The sequence below is a fragment of the Rhodococcus sp. 27YEA15 genome, assembly GCF_049739425.1.
In the GTDB taxonomy this organism is placed as follows: domain Bacteria; phylum Actinomycetota; class Actinomycetes; order Mycobacteriales; family Mycobacteriaceae; genus Rhodococcus_F.
In genome coordinates, this window is sequence record NZ_JBMHHW010000001.1 from 5,265,131 (window position 1) to 5,287,100 (window position 21,970).

General features: G+C 63.4%; 20 protein-coding genes. 6 read left to right on the forward strand and 14 right to left on the reverse strand.

What is annotated here, in order from left to right; translation table 11 throughout:
• Positions 1-11: 11 nt before the first annotated feature.
• From ABH922_RS24555 to ABH922_RS24570, 4 genes are all read right to left on the reverse strand, one after another.
• Complete coding sequence (locus ABH922_RS24555) at positions 12-944, reverse strand: helix-turn-helix domain-containing protein (protein ID WP_424809416.1); 933 nt, start codon at positions 942-944, stop codon at positions 12-14.
• 138 nt (positions 945-1,082) lie between these two features.
• Positions 1,083-2,927, reverse strand: coding sequence for a galactan 5-O-arabinofuranosyltransferase (locus ABH922_RS24560; protein ID WP_424809774.1), 1,845 nt, complete (start codon positions 2,925-2,927; stop codon positions 1,083-1,085).
• 91 nt (positions 2,928-3,018) lie between these two features.
• On the reverse strand, positions 3,019-3,780 hold the full coding sequence (locus ABH922_RS24565; RefSeq protein WP_424809417.1) for a decaprenylphospho-beta-D-erythro-pentofuranosid-2-ulose 2-reductase: 762 nt from the start codon (positions 3,778-3,780) through the stop codon (positions 3,019-3,021).
• Entirely contained in the window at positions 3,777-5,210 is a 1,434-nt protein-coding gene (locus ABH922_RS24570; RefSeq protein ID WP_424809418.1) for an FAD-binding protein, read from the reverse strand. Before ABH922_RS24570 ends, ABH922_RS24565 begins: the two co-directional genes overlap by 4 nt.
• Before the next feature lie 82 nt (positions 5,211-5,292).
• Between ABH922_RS24570 and ABH922_RS24575 the strand changes: the two genes are divergently transcribed.
• The 3 genes from ABH922_RS24575 to ABH922_RS24585 are packed head-to-tail and all read left to right on the forward strand — an operon-like array spanning position 5,293 to position 8,062.
• Positions 5,293-5,787, forward strand: a complete 495-nt coding sequence (locus ABH922_RS24575; RefSeq protein WP_424809419.1) for a GtrA family protein — start codon at positions 5,293-5,295, stop codon at positions 5,785-5,787.
• Positions 5,788-5,840: 53 nt separating this feature from the next.
• On the forward strand, positions 5,841-6,902 hold the full coding sequence (locus ABH922_RS24580) for a PIN domain-containing protein (RefSeq protein ID WP_424809420.1): 1,062 nt from the start codon (positions 5,841-5,843) through the stop codon (positions 6,900-6,902).
• A complete protein-coding gene (locus ABH922_RS24585; RefSeq protein ID WP_424809421.1) occupies positions 6,899-8,062 on the forward strand; it encodes a DNA cytosine methyltransferase in 1,164 nt (387 codons plus the stop codon). The genes ABH922_RS24580 and ABH922_RS24585 overlap by 4 nt, the downstream gene beginning before the upstream one ends.
• On the opposite strand, the gene ABH922_RS24590 is transcribed toward ABH922_RS24585, so the two are convergent.
• Genes ABH922_RS24590 through rfbA form a run of 5 tightly spaced genes read right to left on the reverse strand, consistent with a single transcriptional unit; the run spans position 8,059 to position 11,979 of the window.
• Positions 8,059-9,150, reverse strand: coding sequence for a S1C family serine protease (locus ABH922_RS24590; RefSeq protein WP_424809422.1), 1,092 nt, complete (start codon positions 9,148-9,150; stop codon positions 8,059-8,061). The two genes, ABH922_RS24585 and ABH922_RS24590, sit on opposite strands and share 4 nt — an antisense overlap.
• 43 nt (positions 9,151-9,193) lie before the next feature.
• Positions 9,194-10,024, reverse strand: a complete 831-nt coding sequence (locus ABH922_RS24595) for a glycosyltransferase family 2 protein (RefSeq protein ID WP_424809423.1) — start codon at positions 10,022-10,024, stop codon at positions 9,194-9,196.
• A complete protein-coding gene (locus ABH922_RS24600) occupies positions 10,021-10,491 on the reverse strand; it encodes a GtrA family protein (RefSeq protein WP_424809424.1) in 471 nt (156 codons plus the stop codon). The genes ABH922_RS24595 and ABH922_RS24600 overlap by 4 nt, the downstream gene beginning before the upstream one ends.
• On the reverse strand, positions 10,491-11,102 hold the full coding sequence (locus ABH922_RS24605) for a dTDP-4-dehydrorhamnose 3,5-epimerase family protein (protein WP_424809425.1): 612 nt from the start codon (positions 11,100-11,102) through the stop codon (positions 10,491-10,493). Before ABH922_RS24605 ends, ABH922_RS24600 begins: the two co-directional genes overlap by 1 nt.
• A gap of 4 nt (positions 11,103-11,106) precedes the next feature.
• Entirely contained in the window at positions 11,107-11,979 is an 873-nt protein-coding gene (rfbA, locus tag ABH922_RS24610) for a glucose-1-phosphate thymidylyltransferase RfbA (protein WP_424809426.1), read from the reverse strand.
• A 108-nt stretch (positions 11,980-12,087) separates the two neighbouring features.
• On the opposite strand from rfbA, the gene rfbB reads away from it, so the two are divergent.
• The gene (gene rfbB, locus ABH922_RS24615; RefSeq protein ID WP_424809427.1) at positions 12,088-13,098 is read left to right on the forward strand and encodes a dTDP-glucose 4,6-dehydratase; all 1,011 of its coding nucleotides are present in this window, start codon (positions 12,088-12,090) and stop codon (positions 13,096-13,098) included.
• Here rfbB and ABH922_RS24620 read toward each other — a convergent pair.
• Positions 13,095-14,021 carry an NAD-dependent epimerase/dehydratase family protein gene (locus ABH922_RS24620; protein ID WP_424809428.1) on the reverse strand — a complete coding sequence of 309 codons (927 nt, stop codon included), beginning with the start codon at positions 14,019-14,021 and terminating at the stop codon, positions 13,095-13,097. The genes rfbB and ABH922_RS24620 overlap by 4 nt on opposite strands.
• The gene (locus ABH922_RS24625) at positions 14,018-15,049 is read right to left on the reverse strand and encodes a glycosyltransferase (RefSeq protein WP_424809775.1); all 1,032 of its coding nucleotides are present in this window, start codon (positions 15,047-15,049) and stop codon (positions 14,018-14,020) included. The genes ABH922_RS24620 and ABH922_RS24625 overlap by 4 nt, the downstream gene beginning before the upstream one ends.
• A gap of 133 nt (positions 15,050-15,182) precedes the next feature.
• On the opposite strand from ABH922_RS24625, the gene ABH922_RS24630 reads away from it, so the two are divergent.
• The gene (locus ABH922_RS24630; protein ID WP_424809429.1) at positions 15,183-15,812 is read left to right on the forward strand and encodes a class I SAM-dependent methyltransferase; all 630 of its coding nucleotides are present in this window, start codon (positions 15,183-15,185) and stop codon (positions 15,810-15,812) included.
• Here the strand turns inward: ABH922_RS24630 and ABH922_RS24635 are convergent.
• Positions 15,767-17,986 carry a hypothetical protein gene (locus ABH922_RS24635; RefSeq protein WP_424809430.1) on the reverse strand — a complete coding sequence of 740 codons (2,220 nt, stop codon included), beginning with the start codon at positions 17,984-17,986 and terminating at the stop codon, positions 15,767-15,769. The two genes, ABH922_RS24630 and ABH922_RS24635, sit on opposite strands and share 46 nt — an antisense overlap.
• A gap of 137 nt (positions 17,987-18,123) precedes the next feature.
• Between ABH922_RS24635 and ABH922_RS24640 the strand changes: the two genes are divergently transcribed.
• Positions 18,124-19,977, forward strand: coding sequence for a glycosyltransferase (locus ABH922_RS24640; protein ID WP_424809431.1), 1,854 nt, complete (start codon positions 18,124-18,126; stop codon positions 19,975-19,977).
• Between the two features lies 1 nt (position 19,978).
• Here the strand turns inward: ABH922_RS24640 and ABH922_RS24645 are convergent, their stop codons facing one another.
• A complete protein-coding gene (locus tag ABH922_RS24645; protein WP_424809776.1) occupies positions 19,979-20,785 on the reverse strand; it encodes a TylF/MycF/NovP-related O-methyltransferase in 807 nt (268 codons plus the stop codon).
• A gap of 48 nt (positions 20,786-20,833) precedes the next feature.
• Positions 20,834-21,877, reverse strand: coding sequence for a ribosome small subunit-dependent GTPase A (gene rsgA / locus ABH922_RS24650; RefSeq protein ID WP_424809432.1), 1,044 nt, complete (start codon positions 21,875-21,877; stop codon positions 20,834-20,836).
• Positions 21,878-21,970: the final 93 nt, after the last annotated feature.

Below are 21,970 nucleotides of genomic sequence, written 5' to 3' on the forward strand. Positions count from 1 at the left end.
CGAGCGTCGGCTTACGGACGATCGAGCGCCGGCCGCGTAGGCGCCGGCCGGTCCGGTGACCGATACCGCATGACGTCCAATGCGATGGTGGTGTACATGTCGGCGAGCCGACTCGGGCTCAGCGGCCCGTCGGGGCGCCACCAACTGGGCAGCGCGGTGCACATCGTCACGACAGCTCGCGAGGCGTCCAACGGCGAGTCCGGTCTGAAGAAACCATCCGAAACGGATCGGGCCACCTCCTCGTCGATCATGCGCTGCTGCAAGTTCCGCTTGTCGGCAACAGCTCGACGATTGTCGGCGTCCAGGCTTCGCATCTCGCCGGCACCCACGAAACCCAGTTCGCGGCGGTGCGTGTGAAACAGGACCAGGTTTTCCACCAACAGCAGAAATCGTGCCACGGAGTCTTGTCCTTCGGCCCGTGCACATTCCGATCGTCGGAGCAATTCGCCCATGGCGTAGTCGAGAACTGCTCGTAGCATTTCCTGCTTGCTGGAGTAGTAGTGGTATATGCCCGACACCGACATGTCGCAGCGAGCGGCTATCCCTCGCACACTGGCGCCGTGATAGCCGATGTCGAGAAACTCTCCCAGGGCCGCCGACAACACCGGGTCGAAGGTCAGCGGTTCGTACACGCGCCAGTCGAATGATGTTTCGCCGAGCTCAACGCCGTCGTGTCGAGGGTGCCGTCGAAGTTCGGTCGACGCATCCATTCGGTCGTGGGGCGAGGCTTCCAGTTCCAGTATTTCGTGTACTTCGAAATCGAGGATATCCGCGATACGGCTCAGCCGTACCGCAGACAATCGTGTCTTGCCGTTTTCCACGTGGCTGAGGGTTGCCGGGCTGACGCCGAGGAGTCCGGCCAACGTGCGCAAGCTGAGCTTTCGAAGCTCTCGGGCGAGTCGGACCTGCGCACCGAGGATCTTGTCAGGGCAACCATCGCTCACGTGTTCCCCTCAATGCACTGTGCTCGGCTTCAACATACATCTTCGGTTCATCCGAATCCTGGCGACGTGCTACTTCCTCGGCGTCGTGTGACGGACGGACTGTGGCATGGACGAGACGGATTTCCCAAGCGCCGTGTCCTAGGCACGGGTGATCACCACGAAGGGTCCTTGCTCGGTGACGGTGAACCGGGGATCGTCGAACAGTTCCTTCGGGAAGGTAACCGTGTAACGGCGGACGTTCGGATCGTTGGGGTACACGTCTTCGGCCAACCGCAGTGTGTATCCCTCGGCGCCCTGCCGGAAGAGGAACACATCCGGAGCCCGCCACGGTGCGGAGTCCAGTGCGGCGACCAACTCGTCGGGTGTTGTCAGTTCCGACCACTTCGCGATGAGATCGGCGCGAGCGCGGAAGTCGGCCAGCGGATTCGCGTAGTGCGAGGTCAAACCCTGGAAACCGTAGTACGGGTAGAAGCTCAGAAAGCCGATGTCCGCGGTGAGGACCACTGTCTCGTTCGCCGGTCGTGCGAGTTGTTCACCGATGATCCGATCTACGTCGGCGTAGTTCGCTTCGGCACCAGGCGGACGCTTGTCGCCGCGCTCGCCGTTGCCGTCGGTATCGCTGTACGCGACAGCGATGTCGGGGGCGAGAACCTGCGGGATGTTCTGGGCGAAGGCGATCGCCCCGATGACTCCAAGCGTGAGCAACACCGCTTTGACGCGGGGATTTTCGCTGGTGGCCAACACGATCCACCCGGCGAACTCGAAGAATCCGAACACACCGGCGGCGGCAAGCAGGGCGATCAGGACGGGCTCCAGGCGGAACCCGAGCAGGGTGGTTCCCGCCACGGTCACCAGCATGGACAGCAGCGCGAACAGATATACCGCGATCACGCCGATACCGAGTGCCTGGGCCCGGCGCGAGTACAGGAAGCGGGAGACCAGCCAGATGGTGCCGAGCAGGCAGAGCCCGCCGGCGAGGGAGAACTCGAGCATCGGGAAAGGCAGTACCGCACCGGACTTCGGCAGGTAATGCATGGCGGTACCCGACTCGGCGGTGGCGCCGGCGAGCGCCTTGACCAGATAGGGCGCCCATACCGTCAGGGCGATCAGACCGGCGACGACGGCGACGGCCGCCAACCGGATCAGCGGCCCCCACACGGCTTTCCAACTGTGCTGGGCACGTACGGCCAGCCCGGCGGATGCGACGGCCATCAACGTGACCGCGAAGGCGGCGAAGGCCAAGTACAGGGTGTACACCGTTGCGGCGTATCCGAGGAACACGCCGGTACCGAGAATCGCACCCGCACCGGCGAACCGAGACGCTCCCGGCCGATTCAGCGCACCCCACGCGAGGATCAGCACCGGCGCAATCAGCAGGTTCACCACGGCGCCGTACGCCTCGGGTGCGTTGTACGCCAGCACCACGGCGGTGACTGCGGTGGCAGCGACCACGGCCCAATCGCGTCGAACGAGCTTGGTCCACAACACCAATGCCACGACGGCCATGACGGCCAACGACCCGATGGCGTACGGCTTGAACGCTTCCCAGCCGTCCATGCCCAGGAGATTCGCGACGCGGCCACCGGCCCAGAACCAGCCGGCCGGGTAGTACGGCGGCAGATCCACGTACGTCATGTCGTGCAGTGCAGCCGAATCCGTGAGTCTGGTCAGGTATTCGGTGCGGAACTGCTGATCGACCGACACCCCGTGCAGATACAAGGTGGTCGCCGCCAGCGGCAGCCCCAGCGTCGTGGTGACGAAACCCGACAGACCGGCCCACGACAGAAGTTTCGCGAGCCGCTCGTATCGGCGGGCCCGAAACATCACGACCGCGGCGCCGATCACGGCGAGGGTGACGACCTGCAGAACGGTGGTGACGGCCTGGGTGAGATTGGACGACGTGAACGCCGGCCACTGCACGCGACCGAAGGCGAACAGTCCGACAGTAGCCACGACGACGGCAACCACCGCTCCGAGTGCCATTTCCGCCACCGTCGACGCGGTGTTTCGCCACGGCGACGGAGAGCGGAGATCAGGTGTGGGAGCGGTGGTTGTCTGTGTCACGGAGAGGAGCTTAAACCGGCAGCTTCCGGAAGATCGAGCGTGGCACGTGGCGCAGGCCCATCATCACGAAACGCCACGGACCCGGCGTCCAGACGATTTCCTTGCCCTTGTCGGATGCCGCAACGGCCAGCGTCGCCACGATTTCCTTGTTGACCGTCAGCGGAGCTTCCTTGACGTGCGCGCTGAACTTGGTGCGCACCATGCCAGGACGAACGACGGTGACCTGGGGACCGAACTCTGCCAGCGCCTCACCGAGGCCCAGGTAGAAGCCGTCCAGACCGGCCTTGGTGGAGCCGTAGACGAAGTTGGCCCGCTTGACCCGTTCACCTGCCACCGAGGACATGGCGATGATCTTGCCGTAGCCCTGAGCCTTGAACTTCTCGCCGAGGAGCACACCAACAGACACCGACGCGGTGTAGTTGACGTTCGCGACCAGCACGGCTTTGCGCTGGTTCTGCCACAGCTCCTCGGAATCGCCGTCCAGTGCGAACGCGACGATGGCGACGTCGACGTCACCCTTCGCGAACGCCTCGTCGATCACCTTGGGATGGCTCTCGAAATCCACGGCGTCGAAGTCGACGAGGTCCACCGAGGTGGCGCCCTTCGCCTCGAGTTGCTTGACCGCGCCGTCACGGCCGGGATCGCCGGGCAGCGCAGCCAGCACCACGCGCAGAGGGCCCTTCTTCAGGTACTCCTCGCAGATGGCAAGGCCGATCTCGGAGGTGCCACCCAGGAGGAGAAGCGTCTGCGGATTACCTACTGCATTGATCACAATTCAAGCCTTCTGGACATATCGGAGGCGAAAACGCCTGTCGGATCGTACTTTCGGCGCGTCGCCGACCACTCGTCGATGCGCGGGTACATCGCATGGAACGTCTCGGCCGAGGTGCGCGAATCCTTGGCCGTGTACAGGCGTCCACCGAATTCGAGAACCCGCTTGTCGAGTTCGGTGACGAACTCGTTCAGACCCGGCTTGATACGGAAGTCGACGCAGATGTTCCAACCCGGAATCGGGAAGCTGAGCGGTGCCTGGTTACCCTCGCCGAACAGCTTGAACACGTTGAGGAACGAGTAGTGACCGCTGCGCTGGATGTCGACGATGATCTTCTTGAACTCGTCGACGGCCTCCGGCGGAACCACGAACTGATACTGCAGGAAACCGTTGGACCCGTAGCCGCGGTTCCACTCACCGAACATGTCGAGGGGGTGATAGAACTGCGTCAGATTCTGGACCTTGCCGCGGTACGTGCCCGCCTTGCGGTACCAGAGCTCGCCGATCGCGGAGAAGTTGAACTTGTTGGCCAAACCGTTCGGGAAGACATCCGGGAACGTCAACAGTTGCGGCGCGTCGAACTTGAGCGGGTTCTTCTGCAGCTTCGCCGGAAGTTGGTCGAGCTTTGCCAACGAACCGCGAGACATAGCTGAGCGACCAAGCTTCGGCGGCGCGGAAATCGCGTCGAACCAGGCGCTCGAGTACTCGTAGTTGGCCTCACTGCCGTCGCTGTGCAACGCGATGGTTTCGTCGAGCGTGCTCGGCGCATCACCGTCGGCGATGAAGTACGCCGTCTCGGTAGGCGTCATCTTGATGGTGGCGCGCAAGATGATGCCGGTCAGGCCCATGCCGCCGATCGTCGCCCAGAACAGAGCGGCCTTGGGATCGTTGCGCCCGCCTTTGGGAGTGAGGGTGCGGATCTTGCCGTCGGCCGTCAGCAGATCCAACGACACGACGTGGTTGCCGAAGCTGCCCGCGCTGTGATGGTTCTTGCCGTGGATATCGGATCCGATGGCGCCGCCGATCGTGACCTGACGGGTGCCCGGAAGCACCGGAACCCACAGGCCGAACGGCAGGGCCGCCTTCATCAGCTGATCGAGGTTCACCCCGGCGTCGACGTCCACCAGCGCGGTCTCACGGTCGATGCGATGAATGCGGCTCAGCGCATTCATGTCGATGACCAGGCCGCCGGCATTCTGTGCCGGGTCGCCGTAGGAGCGGCCCAGGCCGCGCGCGATGACACCCCGTCGCAGGTGTGCGGGCTTGGAATCGTTCTTCTCCGCCACCTGGGCGACCGCGCCTGCGATCACTTCGACGTCGGGGGTGGACAACACCTGTGCCGTCGTAGCGGCGGTGCGTCCCCAACCGGTGAGGGTGCGGGCTTGGGTGTGGAGAGCCGGCCTCGGCGTCTCTTCTGCTGTCGTGGACATCAACGTAGAGGCTACCTGGCAGTAACGACCAAGTGCCGCTGTGCGCCTTTATTAACCGCCCGCGGTTAACAAAGGCGCACAGGTGGCTAGTCTCGTGCTCGTGCCGAACACGCCTGCAAATCACGAGCACGAGCCGCACGTTCCGCTGCCCGTCGAGATTCCCGTCACTACGAGCATCGCGGACGACGCGCTCGACCTGAAAACCCAGATGGTCCGTTTCATCGTGACCGGTGGTCTGTCGGCGATCGTCGACTTGGGTCTGTACACGTTGCTGTTCAAAGTGGTGGGACTCGACATCAGTGCCGCGAAGGCGATCAGCTTCGTCGCAGGTACCACCACGGCGTATCTGATCAATCGACGGTGGACGTTCAAAGCCGAGCCCTCGCGGGCGCGCTTCGTGGCAGTGGTCGCGTTGTACGCGGTGACATTCGCCATTCAGGTAGGACTCAACGCGGTGATCTATCACGCGCTCCCGGACGAGTGGTGGAGTCTGCCGCTCGCGTTCGTCATCGCTCAGGGAACCGCGACGGTCATCAATTTCGTGGTCCAGCGTGCGGTGATCTTCAAGATCAAATAACAGTTCCGAGGTAAAAGACGTATTCGTCCCGTATCTCGAGAGAGAATCAGCGCATGATCATCGTCCTCGATTCATCAGCCCTCGGTCGAGGAGCGTTGTTCGAATCCGCGATCGCCGACGCGAGAGCGCACGGTCATCGTGTGGTTGTTCCACGGTTGGCCGTGCTCGAGGTCGCCGGCCGTTATCGGGACGAATCAGCGGAGATGATCGCTGCGCTCAGTGTGCAGGCCCGCATGTACGACCGACTCGGTTTGCGACGCGATCTCACCCGATTCGTCGATGCCGCCCAGGACAAGGCGGACAGTTACGTCGGCGACGTGGTGGAAGAACTGGTCGGGCTCGGGGTGGAGGTACTCGATCCGGTGGACGCCTCGCACCTCGACGTCGCGGCGCGAGCGATTTCGCTGCGCCGCCCGTATGTCGCGAAGAAAAAGCGTGACGGATATCCGGTGACGATGAACTGGCTGACAGTTCTGGATCTGGCGGATCGTAACCCCGACTCGGAGGTGGTGTGGGTCAGCTCCGACACGACCGCTTTCGGGGACGGCGAACATGCGCGCTGGCACGATGACATCCGGAGCGAACTCGTCGAGCGCGCACTGGGCGATCGACTCCGATGGGCGTTGCAGATCCCCGCGTTCGGCGCACCGGGCGTCGTGGCCGAAAGGATCGACCGACAAACCGATACCGGGCGACATGCGATAGTGCTGCCCGAGTCGGTGGCCGAGCCGTCGGTCGTGGTCCACGGTGCGTACATGGAGGCCGTGTACGCGAAGGCCGAAACACCGGGCGCCGAAACACCGGGCGCCGAAACACCGGGCGCCGAAACGCCTGACGTCGACGCTGCGGAACCGGCAACCGTGGCGGCGGAAAACCTGGACATCGAATCAGCGGATCCGGTTGTCGATGCGCCCGCGCCGAAGGCTCCCGAACCCGTTGCCGTGGTGGCCAAGCCGGTTCAGCGAGCAGCACGTACCCGGGTCGCGCCGCAGCGGATCCCGCCGGCCCCCAAACCGCCGGGCGGCCTTCGTGGTCTGGGCAAGGTGATCGGTGGACGCAAGCGCAAGATCACCGTCGTCGAAGAGTTGGACGACGTGGATTTCCTCGGACGGTGACGCCTCGCCGTCGATTCACGGTCATGGACCTCTTCTGCGGAACCGGAGGTTTCTCGAAGGGATTCGAGAACTCCGGACCGTTCGACGTGATCTACGGAATCGATCTGCTGCAGAGTTCGATCGACACGTTCGCCCTCAACCATCCGGATGCGCTGGTTGTCGCCGGGGATATCCGGGCGGTACCGCGGCCCGAGGTGGCGCAGCGGCTGGCGGTCGATCGTGGGGGAGTGGATGTGATCATCGGTGGCCCGCCCTGCCAGGGATTCTCGTCGATTCGCCCGAACCGCTCGACGACCTACGACGATCCTCGCAACACACTGTTCGAGGAGTTCGCCGCGTATGTGGGGTATTGGCGGCCGCAGGTGTTCGTGTTCGAGAACGTGGTCGGTCTGGCGACACACAATCGAGGTGCCGATCTGGACGCGGTACTGCTGGCGTTCTCGGCGCTGGGATATCGAACCGATTGGCGGATCCTCAATTCCGGCCATTTCGGGGTGCCGCAGAAGCGCGAGCGACTCATCGTGATCGGCACCAGGTCGGAGGAGCCGGTGGTCTGGCCGACACCGACGCATCGTGGGATATTTCGCACCATCGGCATCCAGGACAAGGCGCGAATGTTGCGGCCGGGTGCTTCCGATTCCGGCGACCTGCCGCCTGCCTGGACGGTGATGGACGCGATCGGTGACTTGCCGAAGATCGCCAGTGGCGAGTTCGCTGTCGAATACGATGCACTCCCACACAACGCATATCAGGCGGCGCGGCGCGGCGACGCCGCCGAACTCACCCTGCACAATTCCACCAGGCACACCGCGAGAATGCTCGAGATCATCAGCTATTCCGGGCCCAACCGCTCGAGTATCCCGACGCACCTGATCTCCACCGGATTCTCCAGTTCCTACTCCCGGCTGGCCGCGGACGAACCGGCACCGACCATCACCGTCAACTTCGTGCATCCGGCGTCGAACAAGTGCATTCATCCGTATCTGGATCGGGCGCTGACGCCGCGTGAGGGCGCCCGTCTGCAGTCGTACGACGACTCGTTCCGGTTCGCGGGAAGCAATCGGACCACCATCGCCAAGCAGATCGGCAACGCGGTCCCGCCGCTACTGGGTCGGGCGATCGGTTCGGCGGTACTCGAGATGCTGACCCGCTCGACCTAGCGCGGTGGACCCGGCACCAGGATCAACGAACCCGATCGGGCTACGCCGTCGGCATCGAGCCAGTTCACGTCGATCCGGTCACCGGGCCGGTGAGTGCTCATCACGCGGGTGAGATCCGCGGACGAGGCGACGGGGTTGGCGGCGAAGCTGGTGATCACCGAACCCTTCGTCAGCCCGAGATGTTCGGCGGGCGAATCATAGTTCACGGCAACCACTTCCGCCCCGGTTGGTGGGTTTCGGTGATCCTTGACAGCCACGCCGAGCACCGGTGTCGGCCCGACGCGGACCGTCTCGGTGGACTGTCCGCCGAGCACCTGGTCGACGACCGTCATGGCGTCGTCGATGGGGATGGCATACGACTGTGGCGCGGGGGAGGTGTCGGTTCGTTCGGAGACGGCGTTGCCCGCGCTGTTGACCCCGACGACCTCGGCGACGGAGTTGACCAGCGGCCCACCGGAATCGCCCGGCCGGATATCGGCATCCACCTCGACCATGCCCTTCAACTGGTTGCGCGATCCGGTGGTGGAGTTACGGGTATCGACGGTGACACCGAGATTGGTGACGGTACCCGGTGCCGGGACCGCAACACCACCGCCTTCGGCGTTTCCGATGGCCGTGACGGTATCGCCGCGTCTGAGAGTGGCGGATGTCCCGACGACGGCGACGGGCAGGTCCGACGCACCGCCGAGGCGCAGTACCGCCAGGTCGTGGACACTGTCGTAGCCGAGGACGTCCACGTCGTAGATCAGCCCGTTGGACAGATTGACCGCCGAGATGTCGGAGGCGCCGCTGATGACGTGGTGGTTGGTGAGCACCACCCCGTCCGGTGAGAGGACGATGCCGGTTCCGGCGGTGGTGGTGAATCCTGCTGTGGCGGTGATGGTCACCACGGTCGGGATGACGCGTGCGGTGATTTCTTCGGGTGGGAGCGGTATCACCGGCGCGGGGGGTGTGGTGGTGATGACGACGACCGGGGGCGATGCGACGGTACCCGGGGTCAGCGACGGTGCCGCCCACGCCAGTGTTCCGCCGCCGATCGCGATGACGGCGGCCGCCCACCAGAGTCGTCGGCTCCGGCGTTCGGTCATCGAGGTGCCCGTCCCCTCACTGGTCGTCGAAGGTGTGTCGGCGTCAGGACATGCGGTGACGCAACATCAGGTACACGCCACGACGCATGAACGAGGTTGCCAGTGCACGTAGGTCGCCGATGCGGACGTCTGTCGCCGATACGAGTGTCGGATCCGATTCTCGCAGGGCTTTGTGAAATGCCGCAGCTTGTCCGGCCTGTTCTTTTGCCAGACGAACGCTCCATTGACCGGCGTTGACGCGGAAGGACGCGAGGGGTTCGGGGATGGCGTACACGTCACCTTGCAGGGCGACGGCCGTGTAGGTGGCTTCGTCGATGACGTACGGGTTGGTGTCGTCCCACCATCCGGCAGCTTTGAGTGCCGAACGTTTCATGAGTACACAACCGGGTTCGCCGAAGATGTTGGCGCCGGCGGTGACGGTCTTGCGGGCCGCTGCCCGCCCGGTGACGAGCCCTTTCAGTCCGGCCAGTCCGCGTGCGGACAGGATCGTCTTGCCGTTCGCGTCGACGAGTTTGCGTTGTGAGGCCACCAACACCACCGACGGGTTTTCGTCGAAGGCCTGAACCTGTTTGGCGAGGCAATCCGGATAGATGGTGTCGTCTCCGCAGACGAGTTTGAGCAGTTCCCCGTTTGCGGCTTCGCTGACGCGGTCCCAGTTGCGTTTGGCGCCGCCGCCGGCCTCGGTGGTCAGGATCTCGATGCGCGGGTCGTCGGCATACCGGGACAGGACCGTCATGGTGTCGTCGGTGGACGAGTGATCGGCGATGATCACTTCGAAGTCGGTGAACGTCTGGTTCAGGATCGAGTCGACGGTTTCCACGATGTAGTCGGCATTGTTGTACGCCGGAACGACTATCGATACGCGCGGAGTCATGAAGTGCCTGTTCTCTTGTGCCTGCTGAACGAGAAATCGCGATAGCCGAAGAAACTTGCCGTTGCGGTGACGGCGGTGATCACGAGTTGCGACGGAATGGGCGGGAAATGCAGGACGGTGACGGCGAGCGTCATCAATGCCAGGTTGACGGCGAACGCACCCGAGTTGACGATCACGAATCGCCAGAAGTCGCGCAGGAAATGACCGCGGACTTCGAAGACGAGATATCGGTACATCGCGAACGCGCACAGCACGTTGCAGAGGTATCCGGCGACTATCGCGAAGTGGTATCCGAACCGGCTACCGAGCGTGACCTGCCAGACCACGAACCAGACGGTGCCGAGAACGGTGTTGACACCGCCGACCAGGAGGAAGGCGAGGGCCTGGTTCTTGACGATCCGCATCAGCGGACCGGGCTTGCCGGTCATCCCGGCCGGCGGCGTCGCCGTGGAGTCCGGTGCGGCCATCAGCCTTCGCCGAACGAGGGCAACAGCCCGGTGGCCAGGGCGTCGTGCAGTGAGGGTGCCGCCGAGTCCTTGGCGGACAGCGTGACGGTCAGTGGTTCTCCGTTGCGGCCGACGGTGGGCCAGTCGACGCCGATCTCTTCATCGAGGGGATGAACCTCGTGCTCGCGGTCCGGGGCGTATTCGGACGAGCACAGGTACACCACGGTCGAGTTGTCCTCGAGCGAGAGGAACCCGTGTCCGAGTCCTTCGGAGATGAAGACGGCCCGCCGGTCGACGTCGTCGAGGAGTACCGAGTCCCAGTGCCCGAATGTGGGTGAGCCGACACGAAGGTCGACCACGACGTCGAGAATCGCGCCCGTCACGCAGGTGACGTATTTGGCCTGACCAGGCGGAACGTCGGCGAAATGAATGCCGCGCAAGACTCCCGCTGCCGATACCGAGCAGTTGGCCTGACGCAAGTCCAGAGTGCGGCCGGCAACCTCGGAGAATCCGGGTTCGCGGAACCACTCCAGGAAAAGCCCGCGGTCGTCGCCGAACTGCACCGGCGTGAATTCCCACGCTCCGGAGATCTTCAGTTCGCGATACCGACTCGCTACCTGAACGTCTGTCATGTCACTAGTCCTTGCCGCGTGAGAGGAGGTCGAGCAGATACCGGCCGTAACCCGACTTGAGCAGTGTCTCGGCGCGCAGCCGAAGCTCGTCGTCGGTGATGAAGCCGTGCCGCCACGCTACTTCCTCGGGGGCGCCGATCTTGAGGCCCTGTCGTTCCTCGATGGTCCGTACGAAGTTCGACGCGTCGAGCAGTGAATCGAAGGTACCGGTATCGAGCCAGGCCGTGCCGCGTGGGAGTACTTCGACCGCGAGGCGTCCGGCATCCAGATACGCTCGGTTGACGTCGGTGATCTCGTATTCGCCGCGGGCGGAAGGTTCGAGATTCTCGGCGATCGCGACGACGTCGTTGTCGTAGAAGTAGAGGCCGGGAACGGAGTAGTTGGAGCGCGGGTGTGTCGGTTTCTCCTCCAACGAGACGGCTTTACCGGCGCTGTCGAACTCGATGACCCCGTATGCGCTCGGGTCGGATACGCGGTAGGCGAAGACGGCGCCGCCTTCGATGTGCTCGAAGCGGGTGAGCTTGTTGCCGAGACCGGGACCGTAGAAGATGTTGTCGCCGAGCACCAGCGCAGCGGTGTCGGAACCGATGTGATCGGCTCCGAGAACGAACGCCTGGGCCAGGCCGTTGGGCTCGTACTGGATTCGGTAGGTGAGGTTGACGCCGAACTGCGAGCCGTCGCCGAGAAGCCGTTGGAACTGCGGGGCGTCGTCTTCGGTGGTGATGATCAGGATGTCGCGAATCCCGGCGAGCATCAGCGTGCTCAACGGGTAGTAGATCATCGGTTTGTCGTACACCGGCACCAGCTGTTTGCTCACTCCGAGTGTGATGGGGTGCAATCTCGACCCCGTTCCGCCCGCCAGGATGATTCCGCGCATGCCTGGCAGTGTTCCAGTGTTCGGCGGAGAAACAAATCTCGGGCGCACAGTATCGTGGGTGACCGGTCAGGTCGACCGGCCACATTCGATGATCGTGGAGGAACGAACATGAGAGTGCTCGTCACTGGTGGGGCCGGATTCATCGGCGCCAATTTCGTCCGGCAGACGGTGGCCGAACGTCCGGGCGTCGAGGTCACGGTGTTGGACGCGTTGACGTACGCCGGAAATCGCGCTTCACTCGACTCCGTCGCGGATCGGATCACGTTCGTTCACGGCGACATCACCGATGCCGTCCTCGTCGACGAGTTGGTCGGAGCAACGGACGTGGTGGTGCATTTCGCCGCGGAGTCCCACAACGACAATTCGTTGGGTGATCCCTGGCCGTTCGTGCACACCAACATCGTCGGTACCTTCACCCTGTTGCAGGCTGTACGCAAGTACGACGTCCGGTATCACCACATTTCCACCGACGAGGTGTACGGAGATCTCGAGCTCGACGATCCGGAGCGGTTCACCGAATCCACGCCGTACAACCCGTCCAGCCCGTATTCGGCGACCAAGGCCTCGAGCGACATGCTCGTGCGGGCGTGGACGCGATCGTTCGGGGTTCGGGCGACATTGTCGAATTGTTCCAACAACTACGGCCCGTACCAGCACGTGGAGAAGTTCATTCCGCGACAGATCACCAATGTTCTCGCCGGGCTACGCCCGAAGCTGTACGGCGACGGATCGAACGTTCGAGACTGGATTCACGTCGACGACCACAACAGTGCGGTGTGGGCGATCGTCGACGGCGGACGTATCGGACAGACGTATCTGATCGGCGCTGACGGTGAGGTGAACAATCGCACGGTCATGGAGTCGATTCTCGACGTCCTCGGACATGGACGCGACGAGTTCGACTTCGTCACCGACCGGCCCGGCCATGACCTTCGATACGCCATCGATTCGACCGTGCTTCGCAGCGAATTGGGATGGGTACCGCGCTACCGCGATTTCCGCAGCGGACTCGAGTCCACGATCGCCTGGTATCGCGAGAACGAGCAGTGGTGGCGTCCCCGGAAGGACGCCACCGAGCAGGCGTACGCCGCCGCCGGGGAGAAGAACACCGGTAGCTAGCGGACGGCCAGTCCGTGACGGATGGAATCGAGAGTCGACGATATCCCCGCCGGTAGCGGTCGGTGTGTTCGTCTGTCCAGATCGGTCCACACGATCGATCGCAGTCTGAGGTCCCTTGCCTGTGCCGACGCCAGCGGCGAGGCGGCGAGAACCACGTTGGGCCGCTTCCGGAACACGGTATGGCACGCACCCAGAATTGCGCCGATCGTGACGCTACGACCGGACGCGAAGATCTTGGTGACGACATCGGACGGTGCGCGTTCGGCCCTGACGAAGCTGTCGGCGACCATTTCGGCGGCGTCGGAGATGTAGATGTAGTCCCGCAGAGTGTCCATGGGCACGTAGATCGATATGGGCATCGACATCAGATAGCCGCGGCACAGGTGCGAGATCAGGCCCTGCGGTTTTGCCAGATTCTGCCCCGGGCCGTACAGGTTCGCGAATCTTCCTATGACAGTTCGGGTTCCGGTTCTTTGGGCGAATTGTCCGACGATTGCTTCGGCGTCGAGTTTCGCCCGCCCGTAGTCGGCGAGCGGTGATGTGGCGCTCGCCTCGGTGTGCGGTGGGCCGAGGGTGCCTGCATAGACGCCGCCGGCGGACGATGCGTGAAAGACGGTTCCGGACCCAGAGCCGGTCGTACCCAGCGCACCGAGCACCTCGCCCATCAGAGTGTTCTCCCGCGCGAACTCGGCGCTGCTCGTGCCGTTCACACCGGCACCGGCACACCACGCCAGTCGCCACGGACCGCCCGCGGCGTCGGAGAGCAGCTTTTCGGCATCGGCGACCAGGATGTTCTTCGCCGCTTCGGAATTGCCCCACGGTACGCGGCTGGTGCGCACGTCGTGTCCGCGTCGGCGCAGATCGCGGGCCACACCGCTGCCGAGGAGGCCGCCGCTGCCGACCACCCACGTCGGGATACTCATCGGGGTTCTGGCGGTGGGGTGCCGTCTCGGCGACCCAGGGGGCCGTCTGCCGGATCGCTCACTATCAGATAGGGCGGTTTGCCCATTGCCGTTTTCACGGCCACACCGATGTATTCGGCGATCACGCCCAGCGAGAACAGCACGGCCCCGAAACCGAAGAGCATCACGATCATCGTCGACGCCCATCCGCGCACCTCGGCGGCTGCGTCGAAGAACAGGTACGACACCAAGACGTAGAAGACGATGACCAGCCCGCCCAATGCGAACAGGAAGCCGATGAGGCTCACCATTCGCAGACCCTTGGTTCCACTGGAGAGGACCATCCGCCAGAAATGTGACAGCAGACTTCTGAGGTGGTAGCCGGAGGGACGTCCGCGTTCTTCCCGCAGGCGAACCGGACTGGTGGTGACCTCCCCGGCTATCCAGCCGAGCGCGACATCCAGGTAGGCCTCGGAACCGGCGTACGCGGCGACCGACCGGCCGACCTCCCCGAGAACGAGCCGAAAACTCTGGTACTTGATCGAGTTCTCGGACGACAGGATCTTGGTGGTGAGCCACTTCGACGACTTCGATGCCGCATTCCGGAGAACCCCGTGCGGTGCGGCGTTCACCGGCTGCGCGTAGACCAGTGTCGCCTGCTCGTCGAGCGCGGTGTCGAGGAGACCACCGATGTCCGCGGGATCGTGTTGGCCGTCCTCGTCCATGGTGACGACCCATTCACCACCACTGGACGCGATACCGGCCAGCGTCGCCGGATGCTGGCCGAAATTACGGGAGAGCCAGATCGGCCGGATGAAGTCGTGCTGCTTCGCGAGTGCGCGGATCACCTCGGCGGAACCGTCCGGTCCGTGATCGAACACGAGGAGCACCTCTTCGACGAACATCGGTCGCCCGCCGGGTGTCGACGTGGTTTCCGTGAGAGGCAAGATCTCGTCGATCAACGCGCTCAGGGTTCGTTCGCCCTGGTAAACCGGCACAACGACGGATATTCGGTGCGGTTGCACCACATCTGGCGTGCTGTCGGTCATCACAGGCGGGGAGTGTATACGCCGAGTCGGGTTGTTCGACGTGGGCGCTCGACTTTCAACCCGTACGCTTCGAAATATCGGGGGGAGCGCGATCCGATCACCTTCCGTGCAGCCGAAAGGTAGTGAGAGTCTGATGTCCGAGTCCGAGAACTCTTCGGAGAAACAGCGCCGAGACACCACCGACACCGAGTACACGGCGCGATTGAAAGAACTTCAAGGGGCGCGGTGGAAGCGGGTGCTCAACGTCCAAGCCCCGTACCAATGGAACATTCGGCGCTTCCTCGGCGGTAGGAGGGTTCTCGACGTCGGCTGCGGAATCGGCCGGAACTTACGGAACTTGCCGGACGGCAGCGCCGGTGTCGATCACAACGAGCATTCGGTGGAGTTCTGTCGGTCGCTCGGTTTCGAGGCGTACACGTCGAGCGAATTCCACGCCGAACCCGACCGGCGCCGCTTCGACGGCATGTTGATGGCGCATCTGCTCGAACATCTGCCGGCGGGTGAGGCGTCCGGGATCGTTGCCGAATATCTGCCGTACCTCACCCCGGGTGCGACGATCATGCTGATCTGTCCGCAGGAACGCGGCTTTGCCAGCGACCCCACTCACACGGTGTTCCTCGACGGCGACGACCTCGAATCGATCTGCGCCGACAACGGTCTTGTCGTCTCGCGGTCGTTGTCGTTCCCGTTTCCGCGGTGGATGGGCAAGCCGTTCGTCTACAACGAGTCGGTGGTGATCGCCGAGGTGCCGAGGCCGCTCTGACGTCGACCGCGGTAGTACAGCACCGTCAAGCCGGCGAGGAGAACGAGACCGAACCCCATTCCGGCGTATCCGAGCCGTTGTCCGGGGGACCGGAAGGTGATCACCAGTTCACCGTCCTGGGTTCCCGGCGGGAGATCGACGTAGAGGAACGTGCCGCCGAGGCCTTTCGTCGGAATGGGTCGGCCGTCGAGTGTCGCGGTGTATCCGGGCCAGGCCAACCGCGCGAAGACGACGCTGCCGCCGTCTTGAGAACTCACTCGCACCCGCTCGGTCTTGACGCTCTCGTACTCCGAACGAGCATCGGCGTTCACCGTCGCGGACACGCGGCCGGCTTGGCCCGAGATCGGGCCCGCGTCACGTTCGAGTACGTAGATCTCGCCCCGCGCCATCTCGGGTACGTCGGCCCAGTGCCAGCCGGGTGGTGCCGGGTACGCGTCGGCGGCGGGATATTGCTTCCGCTGCAGAACCACCCGATCGAGCAGCATCAGGTCGGCGCTGGTTCGACCGGTGTACACGTCCGGCCGGAAGACGTTGTGGAAGGCGTCGTCGCAGGTGGAACCGTCGAACCCCATGCACAGGAGTGAGGCGAAATCGGCGTGGCCCACCGGGGTGTACGCGTTCACGTAGTCGAGATCGAGATCTTTTGCGTAGTTGCCGTACACCTGCGACGACCACGGCAACTCGGTGGTTTCCGCGTCGATCCTGATCAGGCCGCGGTTACCCAGTTGCAGCGTGGTTCCCTGGAAGTCGGGGAAATTGGCCTTCGCCTCGGATTGACTGGTCGGCAGATACCACTTGTTCAACGCCTGCGGGTAGGCGATGACCTGGTACAGGGTCACCGGGGCGATGGTCAGTATCAGCAAGCCCGCCATTGCCGGGGCGCCGTATTTGCGGCCGAGGACCACGGCGAGGGCGCCGACGGCGATGATCGCCACCGCCCACGTGAGGTGGCGGACGAAGTACTGAGGTCCGGACGAGCTGGCACGGATCATCAGGACCAGCACGATCAACGAGGCGGCGGTGAATCGGGACTTGAGGTTGGCGAGGGTTCCGAACCTGCTCAGTAGTACCGCGAGAAGAACCAGTGAATACACGGCGACGAACGGTAGGAGTCTTGCCGGCCAACGAATTTGACCGATGTCACTGGGTCCGGCGGTGAACAGCAGGATAAAGGCGAGCAGAAGCAGTGGCGTGATCCATTCACGCAGTGACGACTGCGTCTTCCGCCAGGCGATGAACGCCAGCGCCGGAAGGGCGAACCACGCGATGTAGGTGATCGGCGCGTACGTCGTCTCACCTGTCCACGATTCGATGCTCGACACCGACGACGGGATACTCGCCGTCAACGTCTCCGACCACGGCGCGGTGAGGAAGTTGTCATTGTAGGTACCTTCTGCGCCGGTACGCCAGGTCACCGCGGACGACAGCAGCCCCGGCAGGAAGGTGATGGCACCGCAGGCTGCGGCGGCCACACCGACCGCCGCCAATTTCAGCGTCGTACGCCACTGCGGCGTCCGGATGTACTCGCCGATCATCAGTGCGCCGACGGTCACGCCCGCCATCAGAGCGGCGTGGACGTATCCGACGCTGATTGCCAGATAGAGGAACACGAATACCGGGATCGGACCAGACCGACCCCTGGCGTATCTGACGCCGCTGGCCCACGCCTGGACCACCCACGCCATCCCGATCAGCGACGTCACCCAGGAGGGGTATTCGAAGTACAGCGTGAAACCGGCCACCGGTATCGCGCTTGCGGCTACTGCCGCCCAGTAAGGCCGCGCACCGTACTCGAGACAGACCCGGTAGACACCCCATCCGAGAATGATGCCGAAGGCCAGTTTCACCAGCGTGGCGAGTAGCGCCAGGTTGTCCACGGACGGTGCGATGTAGTTGACGGCGATCTGGACGGGGTTCCACAACCCGCCCTGCCCCTCCACCGGATAGTTCCCCGCCATCCACTGATCGAGAACCAACGAGGGGAACTGGCCGTCGCGCATCAGATGGCCCAGCTGGATCCAGTTGCCCACTGCACCGGATTCGGTGTCGTCGACGTAGAAGTAACGCGGGTCCACCGTGACGATGGCCAGGAACGCGAGGCACACCACTGCCGGGATCACCGCGCCCCAACTCCAGCGTTCCCGACGGGAAGGAGTGGATAGTTCGAGTGTCACAGGATCTCCAGGTCGCATGGGTGGGCGCATCAGAGACAGTAGCCGAGGTCGGCTTTTCGAGTTTCGGGGGGAATTGCCCCTCGGATACCCTGCGAGTGTCAGGTGCAGCAATTTTCGACAGTCACGGTAGGAGTCAAATGCCCGAGCAGGTAAAGGCGGGGGTGCCGGAGAACGGGCAGGTCAGCTCTCGCCGTCTGGTGGTGCAGCGCGGTGTTTTCGTCGGGATGTCCCCGATCGTCAACGACGATCTGTACGTCGAGTTCCGTCAAGGTTCCGGCCAACGGACACGTCATCGCGTGTCCCTCGACAAGGGTGCACGGATCAGCACCAACACGTACTTCGGGCGTTTCGCGGCCAGCTACTGGCAGCGGTGGACCACTGTCGAGGACGTGCAGGTCTCGCTCCGCATCGAGGGCGAAGGCAGGCACCGGACCAGAATGGTCGCATCGGACATCGCGGGACACCGTCGAATCGTGGGCACCGTCGACGGATCCGGCTCGTCGGACGTCGTGCTGACGTCGTCGTTGGACAAGTTCGTCGACGGTGGAGCGCTGTGGCTCGAGATCGACGCCGCGAACGAGCCGTTGTCGATCGAGAAGGTCGAATGGTCCGTGGCTGCGCCGGACCTCGTTCGCCCCGTTTCGGTGGCCATCTGCACGTTCAACCGGGCGGCAGACTGCGCCGAGACCGTCGCGGCGCTGGCATCGGATGCCACGGTGCGAGACCTGATCAGTACCGTGTATGTCGTCGACCAGGGAAACGACCTGGTCAAGGACCGGCCACGTTTCGTCGAGGCCGCCGACACGCTCGGTGACAAATTGCAGTACCTGAGGCAGCCCAATCTCGGTGGTGCAGGCGGATTCTCTCGAGGTCTGTTCGAGGCGTCCGCCGACGGAGCCGATCTGGCCGACGTGATCTTGATGGACGACGACATTCTGTGTGAACCCGAAACCGTGTTGCGGCTCAATGCTTTTGCCAACATGACCGTCGAGCCGACGTTGGTGGGCGCGCAGATGATGTATCTGCTCAACCCCGACTATCTCAACGTCGGTGCCGAAGACGTGGATCTACGGACGCTGCGGCACGGTCAGCGGGTACCCAAGGCGTTGCTCAACACCAGCATGTTGAAGAAACGTCAGGAACGTCGCGTCGACGCGGGATACAACGCGTGGTGGACATGTCTGATTCCGGCGGAGGTCGTTCGGAGCATCGGCCTGCCCGTACCGATTTTCTTCCAATGGGACGACGTCGAATACGGCATCCGGGCACGTAAGGCCGGGTTCGTCACGGTTACACTGCCCAATGCGGCGGTGTGGCATGCCGATTTCTATTGGAAGGACTTCGACGACTGGGCACGGTACTTCAGTACTCGTAACTCTCTCGTCGTCGGTTCGCTGCACAGCGATCTCGACACCAAAGCGCTTTCACGTCAATTCTTCCGCCAGATTGCCGAGTACCTGGTGGGAATGCAGTACGGTCTGGCGTTCACCACGTTGAAGGGCATCGAAGACTTCCTGGACGGTCCCGACACGTTGCGGGACGGCGGTATCGAGGCGATGGCGAGTATTCGTACCGGTCGCGCGAAATATTCCGAGACCGTCAAACACGATGCCGCCACAGCGCCCGTCGCGTCGAACGAGATGCACACCCAGCGCGCCGGGGGCGAGCCCAGTCTGATGCGGCTGATCCTGGTCAAGCGTGCTCTGGATCAGTGGTTCGGCCGGGTCCAGGGCGGGCTGGTGAACATCCCTCGGGAGGATGCGCACTGGTGGCACATCTCGAAGTTCGACCACGCCGTGGTCACCGATGCCTCGCAGTCGGGGGTACGAATTCGAAGGCGGGACAAGGTAGCTGCTCGCACACTCCTGATCCGTACGGTGAAGGTGCTGCGCAGATTCCGGGAACAGGCGCCGGCGGTGTCCGCCGGATATCGATCCGAGATGCCGCGCCTGACCAGCCGGGAGAACTGGGCCCGCCTGTACGGCAAGTGATTCAGTCCGTTATCCGCACGATGACCTGCTCGTTGTCGACGGTGTAGCCGAGGTACTCGAACGAGATGCCGGTGCGTGCGACGAATTCCGTCCACGCCCGGTACTCGTGATGCTGCCAGCCGGGGTAGTTGAAGAATTCGTCGAATACGACGATCGATCCGGGTACCAGGTGCTTGCCGACGAGATCGAGCACGGTCTTGGTGGACGAGTACAGGTCGGCGTCGAGGTGCAAAAACGCGACCGGTCCGCGCTCGTGTGCCATGAACTCCGGCAGGGTGTCCTCGAACAGGCCCGGAACCAGTTGCACTCCAGGTATTTCAGGGAGTCCGTCCTGGGCGAACTCGCCGGCCGGAAAGCCGGTCCGCCAGGTCTGCGGCAGCCCGGAGAAGACGTCGAACCCTGCGACGAGAGTTCCTTGGCCGCGGAATCTGTCTGCGATCAACGTCAGGGTGGTGCCGGCTGCCACCCCGAATTCCAGTGCCATCCCGGGTATCTCGACCAGGTCGAGGGCATGGCGGAGAGTGTCATGCGGGTGCGCGAAGGTGTCGGCGATGCGCAGGTGCTCGAGGACGAATGTCGCACTCGAGGCCGTCACTTCCAGATCCGTCGCGTACGCCAAGTCGCGTCGGCTGCGGAACTCCAGGTCGTCGATCCGCTGCCGTAGGCCGGCGATGTCGGAGCGGGCCTGGTCGAGAGCGTCGAGTACCTGCGTGAGACGATCGGCGTTGCGCGCATCGACGTCCTCGACCACTTCGGATACCGCGCGCTGAAGTTTGGTCCTGGCGGTGGCGCGTAGCTGCTCGAACATGGGGGTCCTCTCGTCGGAGACGACCCCCATGCTGCCAGGCGAGTGGTCCTAGCGTCCGCGGACTCGATTCAGATCCTTCAAGGATCGAGACCTGGCTTTCATCTTGTGGGCGCGTTCGACCTGTAGTCGCAGGTCATTGCGTGATGCGTTCCACTCGTTCTCCTTCTGTAGTTTTCGGTAACTCGCGAGGCGCCTGGCATCCACGTCACCGTTCTCGATGGCCTCGAGCACCGCGCATCCGGGTTCTGCAATGTGAGAGCAGTCCGAGAACCGGCAACCGGAGATCAGTTCCTCGATCTCGGGAAACGTCTTGCCGATACCGTCGTCGGCATTCCACATGCCGACGCCCCGTAGTCCAGGGGTGTCGATCAGTGTTCGCCCACCGGACATGGGGATCAGTTCACGCCACGCGGTGGTATGGCGGCCTTTGCCGTCGACGTCCCGCACCCGCCCGGTGCGTAGATCCCCGCTGCCGGTGAATGCGTTGGCAAGCGTGGACTTTCCGGATCCGGAAGAACCGAGTATTGCCACAGTACCTTCCAGAACTGCATCGAGTACATCCATTCCTTCGTGGGTTCGGGCACTGACCGCCTGGACTACGGCGCCGGGTGACACTGCGTAGAGTTGAGCGAGAGATTCGGAAATATGTTGAGCAGCATCTATTTTGGTGAGAGCGATGACGGGTGTCGCGCCGCTTTCCCAGGTGAGTGCAAGGAGTCGCTCGATACGGCCCAGGTCGATGTCACTGTCGGCCGCACAGGTGATCAGCACCGTGTCGACGTTCGCGGCCAGTAGTTGACGCTCGGATTTCCCGGACGCGGACGAGCGCACGACACTGTTCGTCCGCGGTAATATGGAAGTGACGGTGTGCATTTCGGGCCCGTCGGCGATGCTTACCCAGTCTCCGGTGCAGAGACGATCGCGGCCGTCGTCTGCGCGAACGATCCCGGAGTCGATTGCGACATCGCATCGTCCGCGATCGACGCGCAGGATTCGACCGGGTTGTTCGCTGCGCGGGATCAACGCCTCGAATCTGTTCGACAGTAGTGAATTCCAGCCGTAGTCGGTCAGTAGTGAGGGTCTTTCGTGCATGGTGAATCGATCCTCGATCGAGAAGAAGGTGTGGTGACAGTAGTGCTGAAAGTGCAGTTCGCGACAGTCATCAGTACTCACTCCTCGAGATCG